19 protein-coding genes and 6 tRNA genes are annotated in these 21,143 nt (G+C 75.0%); 16 read left to right on the top strand and 9 right to left on the bottom strand.

Features of this window, described 5'->3' with window-relative positions; translation table 11 throughout:
- Window positions 1-61: 61 nt before the first annotated feature.
- Window positions 62-2,764, top strand: coding sequence for a LuxR C-terminal-related transcriptional regulator (locus ACFUVW_RS07000; protein ID WP_430570602.1), 2,703 nt, complete (start codon window positions 62-64; stop codon window positions 2,762-2,764).
- On the opposite strand, the gene ACFUVW_RS06995 is transcribed toward ACFUVW_RS07000, so the two are convergent.
- Window positions 2,737-3,363 carry a hypothetical protein gene (locus ACFUVW_RS06995; protein ID WP_430570601.1) on the bottom strand — a complete coding sequence of 209 codons (627 nt, stop codon included), beginning with the start codon at window positions 3,361-3,363 and terminating at the stop codon, window positions 2,737-2,739. The two genes, ACFUVW_RS07000 and ACFUVW_RS06995, sit on opposite strands and share 28 nt — an antisense overlap.
- Window positions 3,364-3,532: 169 nt before the next feature.
- Between ACFUVW_RS06995 and ACFUVW_RS06990 the strand changes: the two genes are divergently transcribed.
- Window positions 3,533-5,155 (top strand): MFS transporter, encoded by a 1,623-nt coding sequence (locus tag ACFUVW_RS06990; RefSeq protein ID WP_430570600.1) that lies wholly within the window; start codon window positions 3,533-3,535, stop codon window positions 5,153-5,155.
- 9 nt (window positions 5,156-5,164) lie between these two features.
- Here ACFUVW_RS06990 and ACFUVW_RS06985 read toward each other — a convergent pair whose 3' ends face one another.
- On the bottom strand, window positions 5,165-5,947 hold the full coding sequence (locus ACFUVW_RS06985; protein ID WP_430570599.1) for a hypothetical protein: 783 nt from the start codon (window positions 5,945-5,947) through the stop codon (window positions 5,165-5,167).
- On the bottom strand, window positions 5,947-8,670 hold the full coding sequence (locus ACFUVW_RS06980) for a cation-translocating P-type ATPase (RefSeq protein ID WP_430570598.1): 2,724 nt from the start codon (window positions 8,668-8,670) through the stop codon (window positions 5,947-5,949). The genes ACFUVW_RS06985 and ACFUVW_RS06980 overlap by 1 nt, the downstream gene beginning before the upstream one ends.
- A gap of 248 nt (window positions 8,671-8,918) precedes the next feature.
- Between ACFUVW_RS06980 and ACFUVW_RS06975 the strand changes: the two genes are divergently transcribed.
- Complete coding sequence (locus ACFUVW_RS06975; RefSeq protein ID WP_430570597.1) at window positions 8,919-9,359, top strand: DUF6325 family protein; 441 nt, start codon at window positions 8,919-8,921, stop codon at window positions 9,357-9,359.
- Window positions 9,360-9,409: 50 nt separating this feature from the next.
- The gene (locus ACFUVW_RS06970; RefSeq protein ID WP_430570596.1) at window positions 9,410-9,679 is read left to right on the top strand and encodes an SHOCT domain-containing protein; all 270 of its coding nucleotides are present in this window, start codon (window positions 9,410-9,412) and stop codon (window positions 9,677-9,679) included.
- A 206-nt stretch (window positions 9,680-9,885) separates the two neighbouring features.
- On the opposite strand, the gene ACFUVW_RS06965 is transcribed toward ACFUVW_RS06970, so the two are convergent.
- Window positions 9,886-9,957: transfer RNA gene (locus ACFUVW_RS06965), tRNA-Val, on the bottom strand.
- A 59-nt stretch (window positions 9,958-10,016) separates the two neighbouring features.
- Window positions 10,017-10,883: an aminotransferase class IV gene (locus tag ACFUVW_RS06960; protein WP_430570595.1), complete on the bottom strand. Its 867-nt coding sequence runs from the start codon at window positions 10,881-10,883 to the stop codon at window positions 10,017-10,019.
- Window positions 10,884-11,042: 159 nt separating this feature from the next.
- On the opposite strand from ACFUVW_RS06960, the gene ACFUVW_RS06955 reads away from it, so the two are divergent.
- Window positions 11,043-11,540 (top strand): hypothetical protein, encoded by a 498-nt coding sequence (locus tag ACFUVW_RS06955; protein WP_430570594.1) that lies wholly within the window; start codon window positions 11,043-11,045, stop codon window positions 11,538-11,540.
- 10 nt (window positions 11,541-11,550) lie between these two features.
- Entirely contained in the window at window positions 11,551-13,089 is a 1,539-nt protein-coding gene (locus ACFUVW_RS06950; RefSeq protein WP_430570593.1) for a multicopper oxidase family protein, read from the top strand.
- Between the two features lie 29 nt (window positions 13,090-13,118).
- Here ACFUVW_RS06950 and ACFUVW_RS06945 read toward each other — a convergent pair whose 3' ends face one another.
- Window positions 13,119-13,718 carry a dihydrofolate reductase family protein gene (locus ACFUVW_RS06945; RefSeq protein WP_430570592.1) on the bottom strand — a complete coding sequence of 200 codons (600 nt, stop codon included), beginning with the start codon at window positions 13,716-13,718 and terminating at the stop codon, window positions 13,119-13,121.
- A gap of 61 nt (window positions 13,719-13,779) precedes the next feature.
- Window positions 13,780-14,910 (bottom strand): chorismate-binding protein, encoded by a 1,131-nt coding sequence (locus tag ACFUVW_RS06940; RefSeq protein WP_430570591.1) that lies wholly within the window; start codon window positions 14,908-14,910, stop codon window positions 13,780-13,782.
- A gap of 127 nt (window positions 14,911-15,037) precedes the next feature.
- On the opposite strand from ACFUVW_RS06940, the gene ACFUVW_RS06935 reads away from it, so the two are divergent.
- The 7 genes from ACFUVW_RS06935 (at window position 15,038) to ACFUVW_RS06905 (ending at window position 16,470) form a co-directional block, all read left to right on the top strand.
- Window positions 15,038-15,110, top strand: a tRNA-Gly gene (locus tag ACFUVW_RS06935).
- Window positions 15,111-15,164: 54 nt separating this feature from the next.
- Window positions 15,165-15,235 (top strand) — tRNA-Cys (locus ACFUVW_RS06930).
- Between the two features lie 8 nt (window positions 15,236-15,243).
- A tRNA-Val gene (locus ACFUVW_RS06925) sits at window positions 15,244-15,318 on the top strand.
- Window positions 15,319-15,522: 204 nt separating this feature from the next.
- Window positions 15,523-15,595: transfer RNA gene (locus ACFUVW_RS06920), tRNA-Gly, on the top strand.
- Between the two features lie 42 nt (window positions 15,596-15,637).
- Window positions 15,638-15,712: transfer RNA gene (locus ACFUVW_RS06915), tRNA-Val, on the top strand.
- 109 nt (window positions 15,713-15,821) lie between these two features.
- Window positions 15,822-16,148: a DUF2277 domain-containing protein gene (locus tag ACFUVW_RS06910; RefSeq protein ID WP_430570590.1), complete on the top strand. Its 327-nt coding sequence runs from the start codon at window positions 15,822-15,824 to the stop codon at window positions 16,146-16,148.
- Window positions 16,149-16,158: 10 nt separating this feature from the next.
- Entirely contained in the window at window positions 16,159-16,470 is a 312-nt protein-coding gene (locus ACFUVW_RS06905) for a hypothetical protein (protein ID WP_430570589.1), read from the top strand.
- A 52-nt stretch (window positions 16,471-16,522) separates the two neighbouring features.
- Here ACFUVW_RS06905 and ACFUVW_RS06900 read toward each other — a convergent pair whose 3' ends face one another.
- Window positions 16,523-16,756 (bottom strand): hypothetical protein, encoded by a 234-nt coding sequence (locus ACFUVW_RS06900; protein ID WP_429729703.1) that lies wholly within the window; start codon window positions 16,754-16,756, stop codon window positions 16,523-16,525.
- A 197-nt stretch (window positions 16,757-16,953) separates the two neighbouring features.
- Here ACFUVW_RS06900 and ACFUVW_RS06895 point away from each other — a divergent pair, with 197 nt between their 5' ends.
- The gene (locus ACFUVW_RS06895) at window positions 16,954-18,594 is read left to right on the top strand and encodes a hypothetical protein (protein WP_430570588.1); all 1,641 of its coding nucleotides are present in this window, start codon (window positions 16,954-16,956) and stop codon (window positions 18,592-18,594) included.
- Window positions 18,595-18,616: 22 nt separating this feature from the next.
- On the opposite strand, the gene zapE is transcribed toward ACFUVW_RS06895, so the two are convergent.
- On the bottom strand, window positions 18,617-19,642 hold the full coding sequence (gene zapE / locus ACFUVW_RS06890; protein WP_430570609.1) for a cell division protein ZapE: 1,026 nt from the start codon (window positions 19,640-19,642) through the stop codon (window positions 18,617-18,619).
- 113 nt (window positions 19,643-19,755) lie between these two features.
- Here zapE and ACFUVW_RS06885 point away from each other — a divergent pair, with 113 nt between their 5' ends.
- Both ACFUVW_RS06885 and ACFUVW_RS06880 read left to right on the top strand, forming a co-directional pair.
- Window positions 19,756-20,559, top strand: coding sequence for a dihydrofolate reductase family protein (locus ACFUVW_RS06885; RefSeq protein WP_430570587.1), 804 nt, complete (start codon window positions 19,756-19,758; stop codon window positions 20,557-20,559).
- Window positions 20,560-20,609: 50 nt separating this feature from the next.
- A complete protein-coding gene (locus tag ACFUVW_RS06880; RefSeq protein ID WP_430570586.1) occupies window positions 20,610-21,107 on the top strand; it encodes a hypothetical protein in 498 nt (165 codons plus the stop codon).
- Window positions 21,108-21,143 lie beyond the last annotated feature (36 nt).

The following is a 21,143-nucleotide window of genomic DNA, read 5'->3' as shown; positions in this document are numbered from 1 at the left end:
GGAACCGTCGCCGGACCACGGCGGGGTCCCCCGTCAGGAAAGCACCCGGGCGGAGTCACCGATGGAGCGTGAGCACGGGCCAGGAGCGCCGCCCGACGTCGAGGTCATGGCGCCCGGGGGTCCGACCATGCGGTCCAAGGTCTCCCCGTCGAAGCTGCGTCCGGCCCCGAACCCCCAGTACCTCGTGCACCGCCCCCGACTGGTGCGGCTGCTCGACACCGCCGTGCGAGCGCCGCTCACGCTCGTCGTCGCGCCCGCCGGGTCCGGCAAGACGTCGCTCGTCCGCGACTGGCTGGGACGGGCCGGTCTGCCGCACGCGTGGCTGTCCGTGGACGAGGCGGACCGAGACCCGGTGCAGCTCTGGCGCGGGATCCTGGCCGCGCTCGAGGGGATCGCGCCCGACTGCTCGGAGTTCGCGGCCCGGGCGTTGCGGCAGCAGCGAACGCCGGCGGACGCCGTCGCCGCGCTGGTCGACGACCTGGAGGGCCGCCCCTACGACGAGCGCGTGCTCGTGATCGACGACCTCGAGCTCGTGGGCGACGAAGCGGTGGCCGCCTCCTTGTCGGAGTTCGTCCGGCTGCTCCCCCGCTGGCTGCACGTCGTCCTGGTGAGCCGCCGCACGCCCCGGCTCCCGGTGGACCGCCTCCGGGCGCGGGGGCTGCTCGGGGAGATCCACTTCGCCCAGCTCCGGTTCTCGGACGACGAGGCGGCCGAGATGCTCGGCCGTCTGGCGCCCGGGATGCCGGCCGACGAGGTGGGCGAGCTCGCTCGTCGGGCGGGTGGCTGGGCGGCGAGCATCCAGCTCGCGGCGCTGGCGGCCCGCGCGGCGGAGGCCAGCCCTGCGCCGGAGGCACCACGGCACGGCGTCGGTGGGCGCTACGTCGAGGACTACGTCTGGCACGAGGTACTCCGGGGCGAGGAACCGGACGTCGTGGAGGTCCTGACGTCCGCGGCCGTCGTCGACCGGGTCGCGCCCCGGCTCGCCCAGGTGCTCGCGGGTCGCGAGGACGCGCCGGCCCTGCTGGCGCGCGCCGAGGAGCACGACCTGTTCACCGCGCGCATCGAGCCGTCCGGCTCGTACGAGATCCACGCCCTGGTCCGCGAGGCGCTCGTCGCCGTGGAGCGGAGGCGGTCGCCGCAGCACCTGGCACAGCTGCACCGGACCGCCGCTCGCTGGTTCTCCGACGACGGCCAACCCGTGCTCGCCCTCGAGCACCTTCTGACCGCCGGCGACCACCGGGACGCGCTGCGCCTTCTCGCGTCGTGCGCGTCCGACCTCTACGAGAGCGGGCGCGCGGCCACCGTCCTGCGCACCCTCGCCGAGGTCCCGGACGACGTGTGCGCCGCCGACCTGACCGCGACGATCGACGCGGCCTGGTGCCGGCTGTTCGTCGACCGGGCTCGCTTCGTCCGGGACGTCGACGCTCTCGTGCCGTGGTCGAGCGGAGAGGGCCCCGACGTCGGGGCCGGGGCCGACCCGACCGAGCGGGCCCGGCTCGACGTGCTGCAGGCGGTCGTGGCGTCCGTGCGCGGGCAGTGGGCGGACGGCGCGCGGCTCGCCCGGTCCGCACTCGCCACGATCGGCGACGCCTGGCACGTGGACCCCGTCGTCCGGTACGGCTGGAACCTGGTGGCGCGCGAGATCGCGCTGTCGGAACGGTGGGACGACTCCAGCGCGGAGGTGCGCAAGCTCGCGATCTCGATCAGCGCCGCGCCCGAAGGCAGGCTCGCGCTCGAGGGCACCCGGGCGCTCGGAGCCGCGCTCGGCGGCCGTCCCGTGGACGCGCTGCGTCTCGTCGCGGGCGCCCGCCACGCGTCCGAGCAGTCGAGCATGACGATGCTCCGCGCCGAGCTCCTGACCGCCGAGGGGATCGCGAACCGGGAGATCGGCGACCGGGCGGCCGCCCTCCCGGCACTGGTGCAGCTCGCCGGGTCGGACTGCGAGCCGCTGCCGCACTGCCGGCTGCTCGCCTGTCTGGAGCTGTCGCGATCATGGCTCGACCAGGGCGACACCGAGGCCGCGCAGCAGGCCTTCGACCGGGCCGGGGCGATCGTGGACGCCGAGGTCACCGGGCCGGGCGGCCGCACCCTGCTCGCCCGGACGGGAGTGCTCATGGCCCTGTCGGCGGGGCGGACCGACGAGGCACGGCGGTGGGTCGCCCAGATCGACGACCCGTTCTGGTCGGGCATCAAGACGGCACGGGTGCTGATCGCCGAGGGCGACCCCGCCGGCGTCGCCGGCCTCCTCGAGGACCTCGAGCCCCGGTGCGTGCGCCACCACGTGGTCCGCGACCTGCTGCGCTCCCGGGCCAGCACCGACCCGGCGGAGGCGCACGCCCTGCTCCTGGGGGCCGTCGAGCTCGCGTCCGCGCACGGGCTCGTGCACTCGGTCGCCGCCGAGGGCCCCGAGATCGTCGAGGCGGTCGAGCGGCTGGCCTGGCGCGTGCCGCAGCCGTGGCTGGCCCGCCTGCGCCGCGTGCCCCTCGACGGGCGGGCACCCACGACCGTCCCCGCAGCCGAGCTCGCCCGGGGCCTGACGGACCGGCAGGTCGGGATCCTGCGGATGCTCCCGAGCCGGCTCACGCTCCGGGAGATCGCGGACGAGCTGTACATCTCCGTGAACACGCTCAAGTTCCACCTCAAGATCATCTACCGCGAGCTCGGGTGCGGGTCGCGCGCCGAGGCGGCGGACGTGGCGCGGGCCCTGGTCAGCCCCCGTCGGCCCGATCCGCACGGTCACCCGTCGAGCACGCGGCGTCGCTGAACCTCGTACTGGTCGAGGGTCAGGACCCCTCGGTCCACCAGCTCGGCGAGCATCCGCAGCTGCGCGGCGGGGTCGACGGCGAGCTCGGGGTGGACGCTCGTCGCGGGGCCGCGCACCAGCAGGTCGGCACGGTCCCGCCGGTCCGCGTCGACGGCGGACCGGCGGCCCGCCGTCCGGACACGGTCGGGCCCCAGACGTTCACCGCCGAGGACTCGTCCGCCGGCGTCACGGGCGGCACGCGCCAGCGTCGCGGCCCAGAGATCCTCGACGAGGAGCAGGAGCACGCACGTGCACGGCTCGACGGCCACCGCCGCCAGGGCGATGTCGTGGGCGCTGAGCCGCACCCGCGGGTCCTCGAGCTCCGCCAGGCGCGCCAGCTGCGCGACGTCGCCCGCCGCGTGCACCGTCACCGCCGCCTGGCCCCGTGCCCGGCGCAGCAGCACCGCGTCGACCAGCCGGATGGGCCGTGCCCGCAGGAGTCCGTGCACCGCCGCGGCGACACCCTCGAGACGTTCCGCCGTCGGCACCGCGACCAGGAGGTACTCGAGGAGGTCGGCGTCGGGCCCCCGCGCAGCCTCCGCCGCCGGCACCCGCGTCATCGGACCCCCTCGGTCGGCGTTCGTGTCCCGTGCCGGACCATGCTGACGTCCGTGCGGGTGGGCCGGCACCACCCCGCGGCGGATGGTGCCCGCCCACCCGGTCGGGACCGATGCTGCGGCCAGGCGCCCGCACGGCCCGGGGTGCAGGAGGGGCAGGGAGGACGGGGCGATGACCACGGGACCCGCGACCGGCCGCCAAGCTCGCGAGCGGAGCGTCGTGCTCCTCACCCTCGCGTCGGGCCAGTTCCTCATGACCCTGGACAGCTCGGTCATGAACGTCTCGATCGCCCAGGTCGCCGACGACGTCGGGACCACCGTGACGGGGGTGCAGACGGCGATCACCCTCTACACCCTGGTGATGGCCACCATGATGATCACCGGCGGCAAGATCGGCACGATGGTCGGCCGCCGCAAGGCGTTCGCCGTCGGCTGCGTGATCTACGGCGCCGGATCGCTGACCACCGCCCTCGCGCCCAGCCTGGCGGTGCTGATCCTGGGCTGGTCGGTGCTCGAAGGGCTCGGCGCCGCCCTGATCATGCCCGCCATCGTCGCCCTGGTCGCCTCCAACTTTCCGCCCGACGCGCGGCCCCGCGCCTACGGCCTGGTGGCCTCCGCCGGGGCGATCGCGGTCGCGGCCGGCCCGCTGATCGGCGGCGCGGTGACGACGTACTGGACCTGGCGCCTGGTCTTCGCGGGCGAGGTGGTGGTGGTCCTCGCGATCCTCGCGCTCACCCGCCGGATCGCGGACGCGACGCCGGCCGCCCGGTCGCGGATCGACCTCGTCGGTGTGGTGCTGTCGGCAGTCGGCCTCGGGACGGCGGTGTTCGGCGTGCTGCGCTCCAGCGAGTGGGGATGGATCCGCGCGAAGCCCGACGCGCCCGGCCTCGGGGGCGTCTCCCCCACGCTGTGGCTCATCGTCGCCGGCCTGCTGGTGCTGCGGGTGTTCTTCTGGTGGCAGGGCCGGCGCGCCGCGCGGGGCCGCGAGCCGCTGGTCGACGTCACCCTGCTGCGCAACTCCCGACTGGTCGGCGGCCTCGTGATGTTCGGCTTCCAGTTCCTGCTCCAGGCCGGGCTGTTTTTCACCATCCCGCTCTACCTGTCGGTGGCGCTCGGGCTCAGCGCGTTCGAGACCGGGCTCCGGCTGCTGCCCCTGTCGGTGGCGCTCCTGCTCGCCGCGGTCGCCGTCCCGAAGCTGTGGCCGCGTGCCTCGCCGCGCCGCGTCGTCACGGTCGGGCTGGTCGCCCTGCTCGCCGGGATCGTGTCGCTGGTGCTGGCGCTCGACGTCGGGACAGGACCCGAGATCGTCTCCGTGCCGCTGCTCCTCGCCGGTCTCGGGGTGGGCGCGCTGGCGTCACAGCTCGGCGCCGTGACCGTGTCCGCCGTCCCGGACCGGCTCAGCGGCGAGGTCGGCGGGCTGCAGAACACCTCGACGAACCTCGGGGCGTCGCTGGGCACCGCGCTGGCCGGGTCCGTCCTGATCGGCGCGCTCACGGCGAGCTTCCTGGCCGGCGTCGACGACAACCCCGCGGTGCCGGACGAGCTGGTGGCCTCCGCCACGGTCCAGCTGGCCGGCGGCATCCCGTTCGTGTCCGACGCCCAGCTGGACGACGGCCTCACCGAGGCCGGGCTGCCGCCCGAGCAGGTCGACGCCGTGGTCGAGGAGAACGCTGCCGCGCGGATCGACGGGCTGCGCACCAGCCTGGCGGTCCTGTCGGTGCTGGCCGCCGTCGCGGTCCTCCTGACGAGGCTGCTGCCGACCCGCCCGGTCGGCGTACGGGGTCCCGCGGCATAGCCGGACCGGTCAGTCTCCCGCCCCGGCGTCGTTCCCTGCCCGCTCCGCGGCGAGCGCCGCGAGCGCCGACCGGGTCTTCGTCTCCTGCGGGGCGGTCAGGTCGATGCCGTGCCCGGCGAGGAGGACCTTCGTCTCCGCGGCGGCCTGGAACGCCTCGTCGGGCGGCGCCTTCGTCGACAGCTCGAGGATCCGGCCGCCGCCCGGGAGCACCCACAGCTCGGCGACCATCCGCCGCCGGTGCCCGGGTGGCGTGGACCGGCACTTGAGCAGGTTGACGGGGCCGAGGACCGACAGGTCGGCGAGGCCGACGCCGGCCGGCATCCGTTCGTGCAGCAGCGCGCGCTGGGAATCGGCGAGCAGGTCGGACTGGGCACGCGTGCCTTCCATCAGCCTCCGCACCTTGCGGTCCGGCACCTCGACCGTCAGGGAGCACGAGCACGTGTAGCCGGCCGGCGAAGCGTCCACCTCGACCTTGAACCCGTCGCGGTCCCGCAGGTCCGCGGGCACGTCCGCCGGGAGCATCGGGCGAAGCTTCACGGTGAGGTCCCCGGGCTTGCGCTGCGTCCGGCGGGCGCGGACCACCACTCCCGCTGCCGACAGCCGCAGGTCCGGGGTCTCGACGAACGCGACCTGCCGCACGACGGCGTCGAGCGGGTCGATGCCCAGGGCCCGGACGGCCGAGCGCTGGTCGTCGTCCGGGACGGTGAGCTTGAGCTCGACGGCGTCCACGTCGGGCAGGATCGCCAGGACGCCCGCGAGCTGCGCGGCGTCGTACGTCGGGACGGCGGCCATCACGACCTCCTCCGGGCCGTGCGGCGGCGCGCGACGAGCTTCCACAGCTCCTCGACGAGGACGAGCGAGAAGGCGAGCCCGACGCTGATGCACCACTGCGCGAACGTCAGCTCGGTGGCGCCGAAGATCCGGGCGAGCAGGTCGAGGCCCGTCACCGCCACGATCGCGAGCAGCGCCAGGCCGTACCGGCGCAGCTGGACCGCCCCGGGCAGGGCGTCGCGGTCGAAGATCGTGCCCTCCGGGTCGCGGGAGAGCAGCGCCCCGGCGAGGTGGAACAGCGACAGCGTGGTCAGCAGCATGGTCGTCGCGACGACCGCGCCGCCCTGCCCGTCGCCGACCTCGTAGGCGACCAGGGAGCCCACCGTCATGACGAGGCCCTGCGCGCAGAGCCGGACCCACCCCGCGCGCGCGATCACGGGGGCGGACACGGGCCGCGGCGCCCTCGACATCAGCCCTCGCGCGGGCTGGTCGAACCCCAGCGCGATCGCGAGCGGGATGTCGACGACCATGTTGAGCCACAGGATCTGCAGCGGGTTCAGGGGCACCCCGCCCGCGATCCCCAGGGTGCCGGCGCCGAGGAAGATCGCGATGTACGCGACGAGCGTCGACATCTGGAACCGCAGGTACTTGACCAGGTTGTCGTAGAGCGCCCGGCCGTAGGACACCGCGCCGACGATGGTGGCGAAATTGTCGTCGGTGAGCACCATGACGGCGGCCTCCTTGGAGACCTCCGTGCCCGTGATGCCCATGGCGACGCCGATGTCGGCCGTCTTGAGCGCGGGGGCGTCGTTGACCCCGTCCCCGGTCATCGCGACCACCTCGCCCTGCTGCTGGAGGAGACGGACCAGGCGGACCTTGTCCTCCGGCGCGACGCGCGCGACCACGCCGATCTCGTCCAGCTCGCCCAGCAGGCGCTCGTCGCTCGTCGCCGCGAACTCGCGGCCCGTGACGGCTCGGCCCTCGATGCCGAGCTCCGCGGCGATCGCGGCGGCCGTCGTGGCGTGGTCGCCGGTGATCATCCGGACCCGGATGCCCGCCCCACGGCACTCGGCGATGGCCGCCCTCGCCTCGGGGCGTGGCGGGTCGACGATGCCGACCATGGCCAGCAGGGTCAGCCCGTCGACGAGACGGACGAGGTCGCCCGGTCCGGCGCCCTCGAGCGCCCCCGGCTCCAGGTCCCGCCGGCCGACCACCATCACGCGCTCGCCCGCGGAGGCGATGTCGTCGTTGGCGGCGAGCGCGCGCCGGCGCTCGTCGTCGGTCAGGGCGGTCACCGTCCCGTCCGGCCGCAGGACGGCCGTGGACCGGGCGATCAGCACGTCCGGCGCGCCCTTGACGTAGCAGCGCACGACCGCCCGCCCGTCGGCGACGACCTCGTGGAACGTCGCCATGAACTTGTACGCGGAGTCGAACGGCACCTCCGCGACCCGGGGCAGCGCCGCGCGCGTGCCCGCGACGTCGAGGCCGCCCTTCGCGCCGAGCACGATCAGCGCACCCTCCGTGGGGTCGCCCACGAGGTCCTCGCCGTCCAGCACGGCGTCCGCGCACAGCACCATCGGCAGCAGGTAGGGGTCGAGGTCGATCCGCTGTCCCCCCACGTGCCGGATCTCCCCCTCGGTGGAGTAGCCCTCGCCCGTGACGGTGAAGCGGCCGTGGCCCGGGACGACGACCTGGCGGGCGGTCATCTTGTTGAGCGTCAGGGTGCCGGTCTTGTCCGAGCAGATCGCCGACGTCGAGCCGAGGGTCTCGACCGCGGGCAGCCGCTTGACGATCGCGTGCCGGCGGGCGATCTCGCGGGTGCCCATGGACAGAAGCGCCGTGACCACTGCGGGCAGGCCGGTCGGGATGGCGGCCACGGCGAGCGCGACGCCGGTGACGAACAGCGTGTCGAACGACTGCCCCTGGGCGAGGCCCAGCATCACCACCAGCACCAGGGCGACGGCCGCGATCGTCGCGATGATCCTGGACAGCGCGTCGAGCTGACGCTGCAGCGGCGTCCGCGCCGGGTCGGTGCCGGCCAGCATGCCGGCGATGTGCCCGATCTCGGTACCCATCCCGGTGGCGGTGACGATCAGCTCACCGCGCCCCCGGGTCACCGCCGTGTTCATGAACACCATGCAGACGCGGTCGCCGAGCGGCACCGCGGCGCCGGGCACCGGGTCGACCGACTTCGCGACGGGCAGGCTCTCTCCCGTCAGCGCGGCCTCCTCGACCTCGAGCGCGGCCGCCACCCACAGGCGCCCGTCGGCGGGGACACGGTCGCCGGCCTCGACCAGGACGACGTCCCCCGGTACCAGCTCCGCCGCGTCGATCTCGGCCGCCCGGCCGTCCCGCCGCACCCGGCAGACCGTCCGCATCATCTGCGCCAGCGCCCGGACGCTCTCCTCGGCCTTCGCCTCCTGCCGCAGGCCGATGACGGCGTTGAACACCGTCAGGCCGGTGAGCACGACGGTCGTGCCGGTGTCCCCCGTGACCACCTGGTTCACCGCGGCGGCGACGAGCAGCACGACCTGCATGAAGTCCTGGTACTGGCGCAGGAACGCCCGCCACCCGGGTTCGCGGGCCCGCGCCGCGAGCTCGTTGCGCCCGTGGGAGGCGAGCCGCGCCCGCGCCTCGTCGGCCGACAGGCCGCGGGCGGGGTCGACGCCGAAGGCGCCCGCCACGTCCCGCGTCTCGGCGGAGACGGGGTCGAGCGAGGTCGGTCCGCGATCGGTGAAGGTCATGCTCGGCTCCGAGAGGGCGGCGGACTGGGCGGCGGGACTGGGCGGCGGGACTGGGCGGCGGGACTGGGCGGCGGGACTGGGTAGCGGGACTGGGCGGTGGCTCCCCTCGACCGATGCTGCGGGCGACCGGGGTGGCGACGCTCCACCCCGCCCGGGGTGGGGTGCGACCACCCGGGACGGTGTCAGCCTGTCGGGCGCGGCCGCCCGGGCCGCGAACGACAGGCCGGCCTCGCCGCAGGAGGACCCCGATGACCGAGCAGCAGGTGGGACCGATCGACTACCTCGTGCTGGAGTTTCCCGGCGCCAGGCTGCAGGGCAAGGGGCTCCCCGCGCTCCTGGACCTCGTGGAGCGCGGGATCATCCGGATCCTCGACCTGCGGGTCGCGAAGGTGACCGACACTGGTGTCGTCGGGGTCGCGCTCACGGACCTCGACAACGACGGGCAGCTGGACCTCGCGGTGTTCGAGGGGGCGACGTCGGGGCTGCTCGACGACGACGACCTCGCGCGCGGCGCCTCCCTCGTGGAACCCGGCAGCGCCGTCGGGATGCTCGTGTACGAGAACACGTGGGCGGGACCGTTCGTCGCCGCCATGCGCGAGGCCGGCGCCGAGGTCGTCGACAGCGGCCGCATCCCGGTCGCCGACATCGTCGCGGCGCTCGACGGGCTCGAGTCGGAGCCGCCCGACTGAGCCCGGCCGTCCACGCCGACGACCGCACGGAACGAGCGAGGAGGATCGAGATGGGACTGCTACGTGGGGTCGCCCGGACCGCGGTGGTCGCGGGGACGGCGACCGCGGTGTCGAACCGGGTGTCACGACGTCAGGCCGGCCGCTGGGCGGCGCAGGAGCAGTACGCGGAGCCGCAGTACGCGCCGCCGCCCGCGCCCGCACCTGCGGCCGACGGCTCCGACGTCATCGCGCAGCTGGAGAAGCTGGGCCGGCTGCGTGACAGCGGCGTCCTCACCGACGAGGAGTTCTCCGCGCAGAAGGCCAAGCTGCTCGGGTCCTGACCAGGGAGCCGGGCCCCGTCGGGCGGGTGCCGGACGTATCGGCTCCACGCCTTCGCAGGTCAGCGGCTGGACGATACTGGAATTCGTGCTCCGTACGCTGGGCCGGCCATCACCGCAGGTCAGAGCGGTGCGGATTGGCCCACAGCCCTCACGATGAAGGCCCCCTTTCCAGCGTTTCCGCTGGTCAGGGGGCCTTTCGTCACGCGTGGGCGATACTGGGTTCGAACCAGTGACCTCTTCGGTGTGAACGAAGCGCGCTACCACTGCGCCAATCGCCCGGTGCGTGGACGATATTAGCCACAGATCGGGCGGCGGACCAAACCGGCGCCACGGGCACTCAGGGGTCGAGGCGCTCGCGGCAGTTCCGCTCGAACAGCTCGCGCGCCGCGCGCGACACCTCTCCCACCTCGACGTCGGCGCCGTCGAGCCACACGACCGGCTGGACGTTGCGCCCCGAGGACGTGAGCGCGAGCTGCGCCCTCCCCTGCGTCACCTCGTCGAGGACGGTGAACGGCAGCTCGCCGTCCTTCGCCTCGCGCACGGGCAGGCCTTCCTCCGCCGCCCACTCGAGCGTGAGGGCGCGGGTGATCCCGGCCAGGCAGCCCGCGTCGAGGGTGGGGGTGACCAGCTCGCCGTCGCGCTCCACGAAGACGTTCGAGCCCGTTCCCTCGCACAGGTCGCCGACGGTGTTGGGCAGGATCGACTCGTCGCCGCCCTTGGCCACGGCGTCCGCGAGCGCCACCACGTTCTCGGCGTAGGACGTCGTCTTGAGCCCGGCGACGGCGGACCGCTCGTTGCGGGGCCAGGGCGAGCGCGCGGACCGCGACGTCGGCGCCATGGCCGACTGCTGCGCCGCGACGACGACGGTCTGCGGGGCGTCGACACGGCCGGAGCCGAGGGGGCCGACGCCGGCGGTGACGGTGATGCGCAGGCGGCCGTCGAACGCGCCGTCGAGGCGCACGGCCTCGGCGAGGGCGGCCGTGACGCCGTCGCGGACCTTCTGCTCGTCCGGGGCGGCGAGGCCGAGCCCGGTGGCGGAGCGCTCGAGCCGTCGCAGGTGTCGCGTCAGCGCGAACGCCCGGCCGTCGAAGACGGTGCAGGTCTCGAAGACGCCGTCCCCGACCGTGATGCCGTGGTCGACGGCGCTCAGCGCCGCCTCCCCCTGTCCGACGAGGCGGCCCTCCGCCCAGATCACCAGACTCATGGGGCCAGTGTGCCCGACTTCACGCGCGGACGGTGTCGCCCCGGGCGGTCGAGTTCACCCCCGGTTCACCCCGAGCGCTCGTAGCGGTGGCGCGGCGGCCGTCTCACCATCAGAGAACGGGCCGCGACACGCGGCCCACGCACGATCGAGGTGATCGGCATGAGACAGGTGTTCCGTGTGCTCGCGTACGTCGTGGCGGCGGGCGTCGTCGTCCAGGCGGCCGTGATCGTCTACGCGGTGGCCGGTATGGGCCTCTACATCGACGACGGCGGTGTCATGGACCAGGCCGCGATGGAGCAGGTGTTCGCCGGCGAGGAGGTCTTCCCCGAGCAGACCGGCATGCTGCTGCACGGCATGACCGGGATGATGGTGCTGCCCGTCATCGCCCTCCTGACGTTCGTCGCGTCGTTCTTCGCCGGCGTGCGCGGCGCCTGGCGCTGGGGGCTGGCGATCCTCCTGCTGGTGGCGCTGCAGGTCGTGCTCGGCATCGGCGGGCACAGCATGCCGTTCCTCGGGGGCCTGCACGGCGTGAACGCGCTGCTCCTGTTCGGCGTCGCGCTCTACACGGGCTGGCGCGTGGCGGCGCGCGGCCGCGCCGTGCGCGAGGCGCCCGCCGCCGCGGCCCCGGGTCTCGCGGCCGACGGCGTCGCACCCTGACCCGGACACCATGACGGCCGACCGCTCACCGGTCCTGCGGCGCGTCGTCGCCGGGCTGGTGGCGGCGGCCGTCCTGGTGCCGCTCCTGCTGCTCTGGCAGACCAGCCGGGCGCCCGGACGGTTCTCGGTCACCGAGGCGGGGGCGTTCGAGCGCGGCAGCGGGCCGCGCGTCACGTCGCTCGAGGGGCACGCCGGCCACGACGGCGGGAGCGCCCCCGCGGCCACGAGCGTCGACGCGCTGGTGGCGCCGCCCGGTCCGCCCGACGTCACCATCACCCTCACGGCGCGCGCCGAGCGCGTGCAGCTGGCGCCCGGTACCGCGACCGACGCGTACACGGTCAACGGGTCCACCCCCGGCCCGACGCTGCGCGCCGCGCAGGGCGACCTGGTGGAGGTGACGTTCGTCAACGAGAGCGTGCCGGGCGGCGCCACGCTGCACTGGCACGGGATCGACGTGCCGAACGCGGCGGACGGCGTCGCGGGAGTCACCCAGGACGCCGTGCCCGTCGGCGGCTCGCACACGTACCGGTTCGTCGCCGCCGACGCGGGGACCTACTGGTACCACTCGCACCAGGTCTCGCACGAGCAGGTGCGCAAGGGGCTGCTCGGGGCGGTGGTCGTGTCCCCGGCACGGGACGCGTCGCCGGCGGGCGGCTCCGAGGTCGCGCGGCTCCTGGAGGGCGCCGTCGACGTCCCCGCCCTGGTGCACCGGTACGGGGCCGTGCGCACGGTGCAGGGGGCGGCCGGGGACCTGCCGGTCGTCGTCCCGCCGGGCACGGCGGCGCGCGTCCGGGTGATCAACAGCGACAACGGCGTCCTCCCCGTCTGGGTGAGCGGAGCGTCGTTCCGTCTCCTCGCCGTCGACGGCACCGACGTGCACGGCCCGCCCGAGGTCCGCGACCAGGCGGTCGTCGTCCCGGCCGGCGGGCGGGCGGACCTGCTCGTCGTGGCGCCGGCGGACGGCTCTGCGGCGCGCGTCGAGCTCGGCGGCGCCTCGGCCGTCGTCGTCGGGCCCGACGGTGCGACGACCTCCTCCCCGACACGTCGCCCGACGGCGACCCTCGACCTCCTCGCGTACGGGACTCCGGCGCCGCTCGGCCTGGACCCGGACGCGGCCGACCGCACCTTCGACTACGTCATCGGCCGGGCGCCGGGCTTCCTCGACGGGAAGCCGGGCATGCACTGGACGGTGAACGGCCACACGTACCCGGACGTCCCGATGTTCGAGGTCGCTCAGGGCGACGTCGTGCGCATGCGGATCGACAACCGCAGCGGCGGCCCGCACCCGATGCACCTGCACGGCCACCACGTCGTCGTGCTGTCCCGCGACGGCGTGCCCGCGAGCGGCAGCCCGTGGTGGACGGACTCGCTCGAGGTGGCCGACGGCGAGGTCTACGACGTCGCGTTCCTCGCGGACAACCCGGGGATCTGGATGGACCACTGCCACAACCTGCCCCACGCCACCGAGGGTCTCGTGGCGCACCTCATGTACGCGGGCGTCACGACGCCGTACCTGCTCGGCCACGAGACGGGGAACATCCCGGAGTGACCGTGTGTCGTGACCGCGCCGGCCGGCGCTCAGCGCCGCAGCACCAGGTGCGTGACCTCGGGCGTGACCCGCGCGGCCACCGTGCGCAGCTCGCGCGTCCCCACGCCCTCGAACAGGCGCACCCCCTCGACGTCGAGCACCACGGGCGCCACGTGCAGCCGCAGCTCGTCGATGAGGTCCTCGGCGAGGAACTGGTTGACCGTCGTCGCACCGCCGGCCACCGAGACGTCCCGGTCGCCGGCCGCCTCGCGTGCCCGCTCCAACGCCTCCCGCGGCCCGCCGGTCACGAAGTGGAACGTGGTGCCGCCCTGCATCTCGATCGGGTCGCGCTCGTGGTGCGTGAGGACGAAGACGGGCGCGTGGTACGGCGGGTCCTCGCCCCACCAGCCGCGCCAGCCGAGGTCCCACTGCCCGCGGCCGGGGCTGAACATGTTCCGCCCCATGACGAACGCGCCCGCCGCGGTGATCGCGTCGAGCTCCGCCCGATGGTCCTCCGCGTGCTCGAACATCCACGCGTGCAGCCGCTCGCCGCCGCCGACGCCGTCACCGAAGGGCTGCGTGAGCGACTGGTTCACCCCCGCCGAGACGTTGTCCAGCGAGATCCCGATGTCGCACGTCACCTGAGTCATGCACGGGCAGACGGCGCCGGGCACGGGGACTCATCGGTGCGAAGCCTCGTGGTGTGACGACTCATCCACCCGACGACGCGAGCCCTACCAGCCGGCTCGCCTTGAGCTCCGTCTCGTCCCACTCGCGCTCGGGGTCGCTCCCCCAGGTGATCCCGGCGCCGGTGCCGAACCGCAGCACGCCGCCGCCGGACTCGTCCTCCCACCAGAAGGTGCGGATCCCGACGGCGAGCTCGGCCCGCCCGGCGTCGCCGTCGACCCAGCCGACGGCGCCGCAGTAGGGGCCGCGGGCGGTCGGCTCGAGCTCGGCGATCAGCCGCAGGGCGGAGGACTTCGGCGCGCCCGAGACGGAGCCCGGCGGGAACGTGGCCCCGAGCACCCGCGCCCAGGTCCCGGGGGCGCCGTCGAGCAGCTCGCCGCGCACCCGCGACACGAGGTGGACCAGGCCGGGGTGCTTCTCCACGGCGAGCAGGTCGGTCACCTCGACCGTGCCGGGACGGCACACGCGCTGCAGGTCGTTGCGCACGAGGTCGGTGATCATCACGTTCTCGGCGCGGTCCTTGGCCGTGAGCCCGGACGGCGTGCGCGCCGTGCCCTTGATGGGGCCCGAGGCGAGCGACAGCGTCCCGCCGTCGGCGACGTCGAGCGACAGGTAGAGCTCGGGCGACGCGCTCACGACCCACACGGGGTCGAGCCCGCTGGCGGCGGGCACGTGCACCGCGGCCCCGTACGGCGCGGGGTTGCCCGCGGCCAGCCGGGCGGCGAGGGCGGCGGCGTCGGGCTCGACGACGTCCCCCGCGCCCGTCGCGGCCAGCGGGGCGGACAGCACCCGGCAGACGTTGACCTGGTAGACGTCGCCGCTCCGCACCTGCTCGCGGACCGTCGCCACGGCTCGGACGTAGGAGTCCCGGTCGAGCGAGCTGGTCCACGCCGACGGCGCGGGCCCGTGCCAGCGCCCCGCGTCGCTCCCGGCCTCCGCGGAGCCCCCGTGCGGAGCCACGTCGGCGAACCGCCACGCACGGGCCCGACCGCCCGGCCGCGTGACGCCGTCGCGCCCCAGGGCCGCCTCGAAGTCGACGACGACGAACCACAGCCCCGAGTCGAGCCGTTCGGGCTGCTCGGAGAGGTCGACGCACTCGACGGCGCGCGTCGCACGGCGGCCCGCGAACGTGGCCCAGGAGGTCGGCTCGTGCACACGAGCACGCTAGTGGGTCCTGCGCGGACACCCCGGCGGGGGCGATTGGACGGACCGCCAGGGGTCCACTAATGTTTGGGGCGCGCCAGAACGGCGGGCACCGCAGGGTGTCCTGGTTCCTGGCCGCGCGGATGTGGCTCAGTTGGTAGAGCATCACCTTGCCAAGGTGAGGGTCGCGGGTTCGAGTCCCGTCATCCGCTCGGAGGCCCACTCTCTGATCGACTCACCATGAGCGTCGGGAGAGCACGTCTCAAGGTGGGTTGGCCGAGAGGCGAGGCAGCGGCCTGCAAAGCCGTATACACGGGTTCGAATCCCGTACCCACCTCGCAGCACGGGCGATTGGCGCAGCGGTAGCGCGCTTCCCTGACACGGAAGAGGTCACTGGTTCGATCCCAGTATCGCCCACCAGCATCACGAAGCCCCGACCGGGATCCCCGGCCGGGGCTTCGTCGTTCCCGGAGCCCCGGCCAGGGTCAGCTCGGTCCGTCCGACGGCTGGAGGGACGGCAGCGTCGCAGGTCACACGGTCGCGATTGGACCAGCGCGCCGAAGGTCGAGTAATGTTCCTCAGGCGCCGGGAGGCCAGGACAGCCGTCCTGAACGACCCGGTCGCGCGGATGTGGCTCAGTTGGTAGAGCATCACCTTGCCAAGGTGAGGGTCGCGGGTTCGAGTCCCGTCATCCGCTCCGAGCTCTGCATTTCCCGCACGGGGAGCGCAGCAGCCGCACGGGCGATTGGCGCAGCGGTAGCGCGCTTCCCTGACACGGAAGAGGTCACTGGTTCGATCCCAGTATCGCCCACCAGATCGAGGCCGTCCCGGTTCGCCCGGGGCGGCCTTTCGCGTCCTCTGCCCTCGGGCCGCTCGCGCCCCGGGTGTCGCCGTCGTCACCCCCACGGCGTAGCGTCGAGAGCATGTGCCGCAACATCACGACCCTGCGGGGGCTCGAGCCGCCCGCCACCGACGAGGAGATCCTGGCCGCCGCGGAGCAGTTCGTCCGCAAGGTGACGGGCGTGCAGCGCTCGGCGAGCGCCGCCACGCGCGAACCGTGCGAGCAGGCCACGGCGGAGATCGCGGAGATCGTCACCCGCCTGCTCGGCGAGCTCCCCGAGCGCCGGCAGCCACCGAAGACCGTGCCCCCGTTGCGCCGCGAGGAGGTGCAGGCGCGCATCGCCGCGCGTCAGGCCGCGCGCGAGGAGCACGAGCGGATGCACGAGCTCGGGATCGCGCACACGCACTAGGCTCGCCCGCGTGGATCAGCCCCTCCCCGCCCCCGTCGACGAGCCGCCGACCGCTCCCGACCCGGTCTCCGCGACGATGCACCGCGCCAAGGCGCACGCCCGGGCGTCGCACGTCACGGTGGGGCAGGTCCGGCACGGCCATGGCGGGGCCGTGGAGATCGACTGCTCCTGCGGGATGGTCCTGACCAACGGGCCGGACTGGACGCTCGACGAGCACATCAGGCTGCACCGCGCCGAGGCGCGCTACGTCGCGCTGAGCCGCGTGGCGCCCGCGGGGATGCCGCGGCTGGTCCCCGTCGGCGCGGACCGCCTTCCCCGCTGACGCCACGCGACCACCGGCGGCCCTCGCCGTCGGCGTCGACGCGGGCGCTCCGTCAGAGCTCGTCCGGGTCGTCCCAGGAGACTCCGCTCGAGGCGCCTTCGATGGGGCCGAGCTCCGCCGCGGAGAGCGACGCCGGCGCCTTCGCCGCGTCTCCCCCGGACCTGGCGTCCCGGTCGCGATCGTCCAGCGGGCGCCGCCGGGGTGCCAGCCTGGCCTGCGAGGCGATCGACTCGTCCAACCTGTCCACCGGCACCGTGGGTCGGGTGCCTGTGCCATCCGTGCTCATGGCCAAGGTCTAGCAGCCGGCGGGGTACGACGCCCGCGCTTGGCACACTATTTTTTGGGTTCCCCTCCGGGCGTCGCCGGACCCTGCACGCGCCCCGGACGACGGCCGGACGGGCGCTGCGCGGCACGGTCGCCCGCGACATCCGGCACCCGGACGCGGGGCCGCGAAGGTTGCTCCCGGTGGCTAGAGTGGCCGCCGTGACCGCTGCCGATGCAGGCCTCGCCGACAGGGCGGCACCCGGGACCCCTCCCCCGCTCCCCCGGGCGCGGGACCGCTGGCCGGGGCCCCGTCCGCTGCTGTGGGCGCCGCGGGCGCACACCGTGGAGGTCGTGCTGCCGGCGTCCGGGTCCCGGCTGCCCCTCCGGCTCGTCGGCGCCCACGAGCCCGGCTACTGGCGCGCGGACGCCGAGCTCACGCCCGGCACCGACTACCTCTTCTCCGTCGACAGCGGACCGCCCGTGCCCGACCCCTGCAGCGCCTGGCTGCCGTGCGGGATCCACGGCGCGTCGCGGGTGCTCGACCAGGAGTTCGGCTGGACGGACGGCGCCTGGCGGGGCGCGGACCTCGACGCCGGCGCGCTGCTGCGCGTCGACCTGCCCTCGTTCACCGCCGCGGGCACGCTCGACGCGGCCGCCGACCTGCTGGAGGACGTCGCCGCGACCGGCGTCGTGGGGGTGGAGCTCTCCCCCGTCGCCGCGTACGACCCGAACCGCGGCCCGGCCGCCGGCGTCCGCCTGTTCGCCGTGCACGAGCCGCTCGGCGGTCCCGCCGCGCTCCACCGGTTCGTGGACCGCGCGCACCGGTGCGGACTCGCGGTCGTCCTGGACGCGCCGCACCGGTGGGCCGTCGCCGACGACCTCGGCCTGCACGCGTTCGGCCCCTACGCCACCGGTTCGCGGATCGGGCCGCGCACCGGCGCCCGGCCCGGCCCGCCGGGCTCCGACAGCCCGCGGATCAACCTCGACGGCAGCGGGAGCCGCGGCCCTCGCGACTTCCTCGTGGCCGACGCCGAGCGCTGGCTGCGCGACTTCCACGTGGACGGCCTGCTGCTCGACGTCGAGGCGCTCGTGGACCGCTCGGCCGTCCCGTTCCTCGGGGAGCTCGCGGAGGACGTGCACCACCTCGGCGAGCAGCTCGGCCGCCGGCTGCACCTCCTCGTCGACGGGCCGGGGCGCAGCGACCGGCTCACCACCGTCGTGCACGACATCCTCGCCGCGCCCGGCGACGCCGACCCCGTCCAGGACCTGCGCCGGCTCGCGCACGAGGTGTTCCCCCCGACGACCGCCCCGTGGCGCCCGCCGAGCCTGCGGCGCGCGCACCGCGCCACGCAGCGGGCGTCCGCCGTGCTCGTGCGCGACCTCACGCGCCTGCCCGCCGCGAACCGCTCCGTCCCGTGGACGCCCGACGCGGGCGAGGCCTACCGCCAGGCCCCGGGCGTGACCGACGACGACCGGGCCTGCCTGCTGACGTTCGCGATCCTCGCCGGGACCCCGCCGGTGCTCGACACCGAGCACGTGCCCGTGCCCGCGCGGGACGACTGCGCACGGCGGCTCGTCGACTGGACCAGGAGGCTGCTGTCGCTGCGCCCCGCCGCGTCGGCGGACCGCGACCTGCCCGTGGAGGTGCGGACGGCGGGGACGGCGCTCGTCGGACGCCGCGGTCGCACCGCCGTCGCGCTCGTGACGGGCACGGAGCCGGCGGACGTCGACGTCTCGTCGCTCCCGGCCGACATGGAGCTCGTGGCCGCGTGGGACCCCGAGGGGACCACCCTCACGGACGGCGTCCTGCGGATCCCTCCGCGGGCCCCCGCCGTGCTGCACTCCGGCCCGGTGGAGTAGCGGCTCGCGCCGCGGGCAGGCCTCACGCCGTCAGGCGCCGGCCCTCCTCCGCCAGGGCGCCGAGGCGCGACAGGGCCCGGAAGTACTTCTTGCGGTAGCCCCCGCGCAACATCTCCTCGGAGAACAGGTGCTGCGCACCGTCCCCGGCGAGGAGCACCGGCACGTCGCGGTCGTAGAGGCGGTCGACGAGGACCACGAGCCGCAGGGCCACCTCCTGGCGCTGCACGGGGTGCACGCCGGTGAGCGCCACCAGCTCCACGCCGTCGAGCAGCGCGCCGTACCGGCTCGGGTGGACCGTCGCGAGGTGGGCGAGCAGCGCGTCGAACTCGTCGAGGACCGCGCCGGGACGGTCGGCGGCCGCGCGCGCGACGACGTCGGCCGCGAGCGGGGCCGCCCCGGTCACGACGGCGCGGTGGCGGTAGTCCTCGCCGTCCACGCGCAGCACCTCGAAGCGCGAGGAGAGCGCCTGGATCTCGCGCAGGAAGTCCTCGGCCGCGAACCGGCCCTCGCCCAGCGCCTCGGGCAGCGTGTTCGACGTCGCGGCGAGGGCGACGTCACGGTCCGCGAGCTCGCGCAGCAGGCGCGACATCAGCACGGTGTCGCCGGGGTCGTCGAGCTCGAACTCGTCGATGCAGACCAGCCGGCGGGTCGCGAGCGCCTCCACGGTCGGGAGGAAGCCGAGCGCGCCCACGAGGTTCGTGTACTCGACGAAGGTGCCGTACGCGACCGACCCCGCGCCGAGCTCGGCGGTGACCTCGTGGGCCAGCGACGTCAGCAGGTGCGTCTTGCCGACGCCGAAGCCGCCGTCCATGTACACGGCGGGCACCGTCCGGCGCCGCCCGAACAGCGCCTTCAGCCCGGACGACCGCGGCGCCACGATCTCGCGCGCGACCTCCTGCAGCCGGGCGGGCACCGTCGTCTGGCTCGGGTGGGCCGGGTCGGCGCGGTAGGTGGAGAAGCGGGCCTGCGCGAAGTGGCGCGGCGGCACGAGGTCGGCGAGCAGCCGGTCCGGGGAGACGGTGGGACGCACCGCCGACAGGGACGGCACAGCGCCGTCCCGCGCGGGGGGCGTCGCACCCGCGCCCGTGTCCTGGTCCCGGTCCTCGTCCTGCGTGAGCGTCACGACCGTCAAGGCTACGCCGCGTCAGTACGCTGGCCGCTGTGAGATCTGCCACGACGCCCCTCGACCTGCTCGTCCCGGGACCGGAGCACCTGCCCCCCGACCCCACCGAGCGTCGGCTCGGCGCGCTGTACGACGAGGGCACCGGGACCGGCGGGTGGCTGCGGGCGAACTTCGTCAGCACGGTCGACGGCGGCGCGTGGGGCCCGGACCACCTGTCCGGCTCGATCAACGACGACGCCGACTGGCGCGTGTTCCGCGTCCTGCGTGCCGCGGCCGACGTGGTGCTGGTCGGGGCGGGCACGGCCCGGCACGAGGGCTACACGGCCCTCGACCGTCCGCGCGACCTCCCCGCCGTCAACGACCGCCCCCTCGAGCTCGCGCTGGTCACGCGCTCCGGCCGGGTGCCGCAGCAGCTCGCCGACGGCGGCCGGCCGCCGCTGGTCCTCACCGGCGAGGCGGGCGCGCGGACGGCGAGCCGGATGGTCCCCGCCGACCGGGTGCTCACGGTGTCGTCGGCGCACGACCCCGACGAGGTGGACCTGCGCGCCGGTCTCGCCGCACTCGCCGACCGGGGGCTGCGACGCGTGCTGTGCGAGGGCGGCCCGACGCTGCTCGCCGCCATGCTCGCGGACGGCCTGGTCGACGAGCTGTGCGTCACGACCAGCCCGTGCCTCGTGGGTCCCGGCCCCTCCCGCATCGTCGCCGCCTCGCCCGCCGGCGCTCCCGGAGAGGAGCCGCCGCCGGCCGGGATCCCGGCCTCGCCGGCCACGCCCGCCCGGCTCGGGCACCTGCTCCACGCCCCGGGCACGGGCACGCTGCTGGCGCGCTGGCTCCTGCGCTGAACCACGGCCCTGGCCTCGCATCCACGGCGCCGGGTGGCTACGGTGCTGGCATGCCGACGACCGTCGTCCTCACGGAGGACGCCCTCACCGACGCCGACGTGGCGCACATCCTGTCCCTGCACGACGAGCAGGCCGAGCGCTACCGCGTGCTCGTCCCCTCGGACACCGACCGCAACGTGGTCGCCGCGATCATCGACCACCTGTGGGTGGGCGAGCTGCGCGAGGCCGGGCAGGACCTCGTGGGCAAGGAACCCACGCCCGAGCAGGCGCGGGTGACCGCCGCCGAGCGCCTCGAGCGGTCCCTCCAGGCGTTGCGGGCGGCCGGGGCCACCGCCGAGGGCACGGTCACCGAGGAGGACCCGCTGCCCTCGCTCAGCGCCGCCGTCGCCGCCCAGGGCGGCCCGGAGGGCGTGCAGGACGTCGTCGTCGTCACCTACCCGCACGTGGTCGCGGACACCTTCCGCTCCGACTGGGCGTCGCGAGCCCGCGAGCACCTGCAGGTCCCGGTGCTGCACCTGTACGCCGGCACCAGCGAGATCGGCGACTGACCCCGCGCACCCCTGACACGCACGAGGGCCCCGTCC

Source organism: Isoptericola sp. NPDC057391 (assembly GCF_042668085.1).
In the GTDB taxonomy this organism is placed as follows: Bacteria; Actinomycetota; Actinomycetes; order Actinomycetales; family Cellulomonadaceae; genus Isoptericola.
The sequence above is the reverse complement of the archived record's forward strand: the minus strand, read 5'-3'. Positions and strand labels throughout refer to the sequence as shown.

Coding starts and splice junctions, on each gene's coding strand:
- ACFUVW_RS07000 (WP_430570602.1), top strand. CDS start 62: ATGGAGCGTGAGCACGGGCCAGGAGCGCCGCCCGACGTCGAGGTCATG.
- ACFUVW_RS06995 (WP_430570601.1), bottom strand. CDS start 3,363: ATGACGCGGGTGCCGGCGGCGGAGGCTGCGCGGGGGCCCGACGCCGAC.
- ACFUVW_RS06990 (WP_430570600.1), top strand. CDS start 3,533: ATGACCACGGGACCCGCGACCGGCCGCCAAGCTCGCGAGCGGAGCGTC.
- ACFUVW_RS06985 (WP_430570599.1), bottom strand. CDS start 5,947: ATGGCCGCCGTCCCGACGTACGACGCCGCGCAGCTCGCGGGCGTCCTG.
- ACFUVW_RS06980 (WP_430570598.1), bottom strand. CDS start 8,670: ATGACCTTCACCGATCGCGGACCGACCTCGCTCGACCCCGTCTCCGCC.
- ACFUVW_RS06975 (WP_430570597.1), top strand. CDS start 8,919: ATGACCGAGCAGCAGGTGGGACCGATCGACTACCTCGTGCTGGAGTTT.
- ACFUVW_RS06970 (WP_430570596.1), top strand. CDS start 9,410: ATGGGACTGCTACGTGGGGTCGCCCGGACCGCGGTGGTCGCGGGGACG.
- ACFUVW_RS06960 (WP_430570595.1), bottom strand. CDS start 10,883: ATGAGTCTGGTGATCTGGGCGGAGGGCCGCCTCGTCGGACAGGGGGAG.
- ACFUVW_RS06955 (WP_430570594.1), top strand. CDS start 11,043: ATGAGACAGGTGTTCCGTGTGCTCGCGTACGTCGTGGCGGCGGGCGTC.
- ACFUVW_RS06950 (WP_430570593.1), top strand. CDS start 11,551: ATGACGGCCGACCGCTCACCGGTCCTGCGGCGCGTCGTCGCCGGGCTG.
- ACFUVW_RS06945 (WP_430570592.1), bottom strand. CDS start 13,718: ATGACTCAGGTGACGTGCGACATCGGGATCTCGCTGGACAACGTCTCG.
- ACFUVW_RS06910 (WP_430570590.1), top strand. CDS start 15,822: ATGTGCCGCAACATCACGACCCTGCGGGGGCTCGAGCCGCCCGCCACC.
- ACFUVW_RS06900 (WP_429729703.1), bottom strand. CDS start 16,756: ATGAGCACGGATGGCACAGGCACCCGACCCACGGTGCCGGTGGACAGG.
- ACFUVW_RS06880 (WP_430570586.1), top strand. CDS start 20,610: ATGCCGACGACCGTCGTCCTCACGGAGGACGCCCTCACCGACGCCGAC.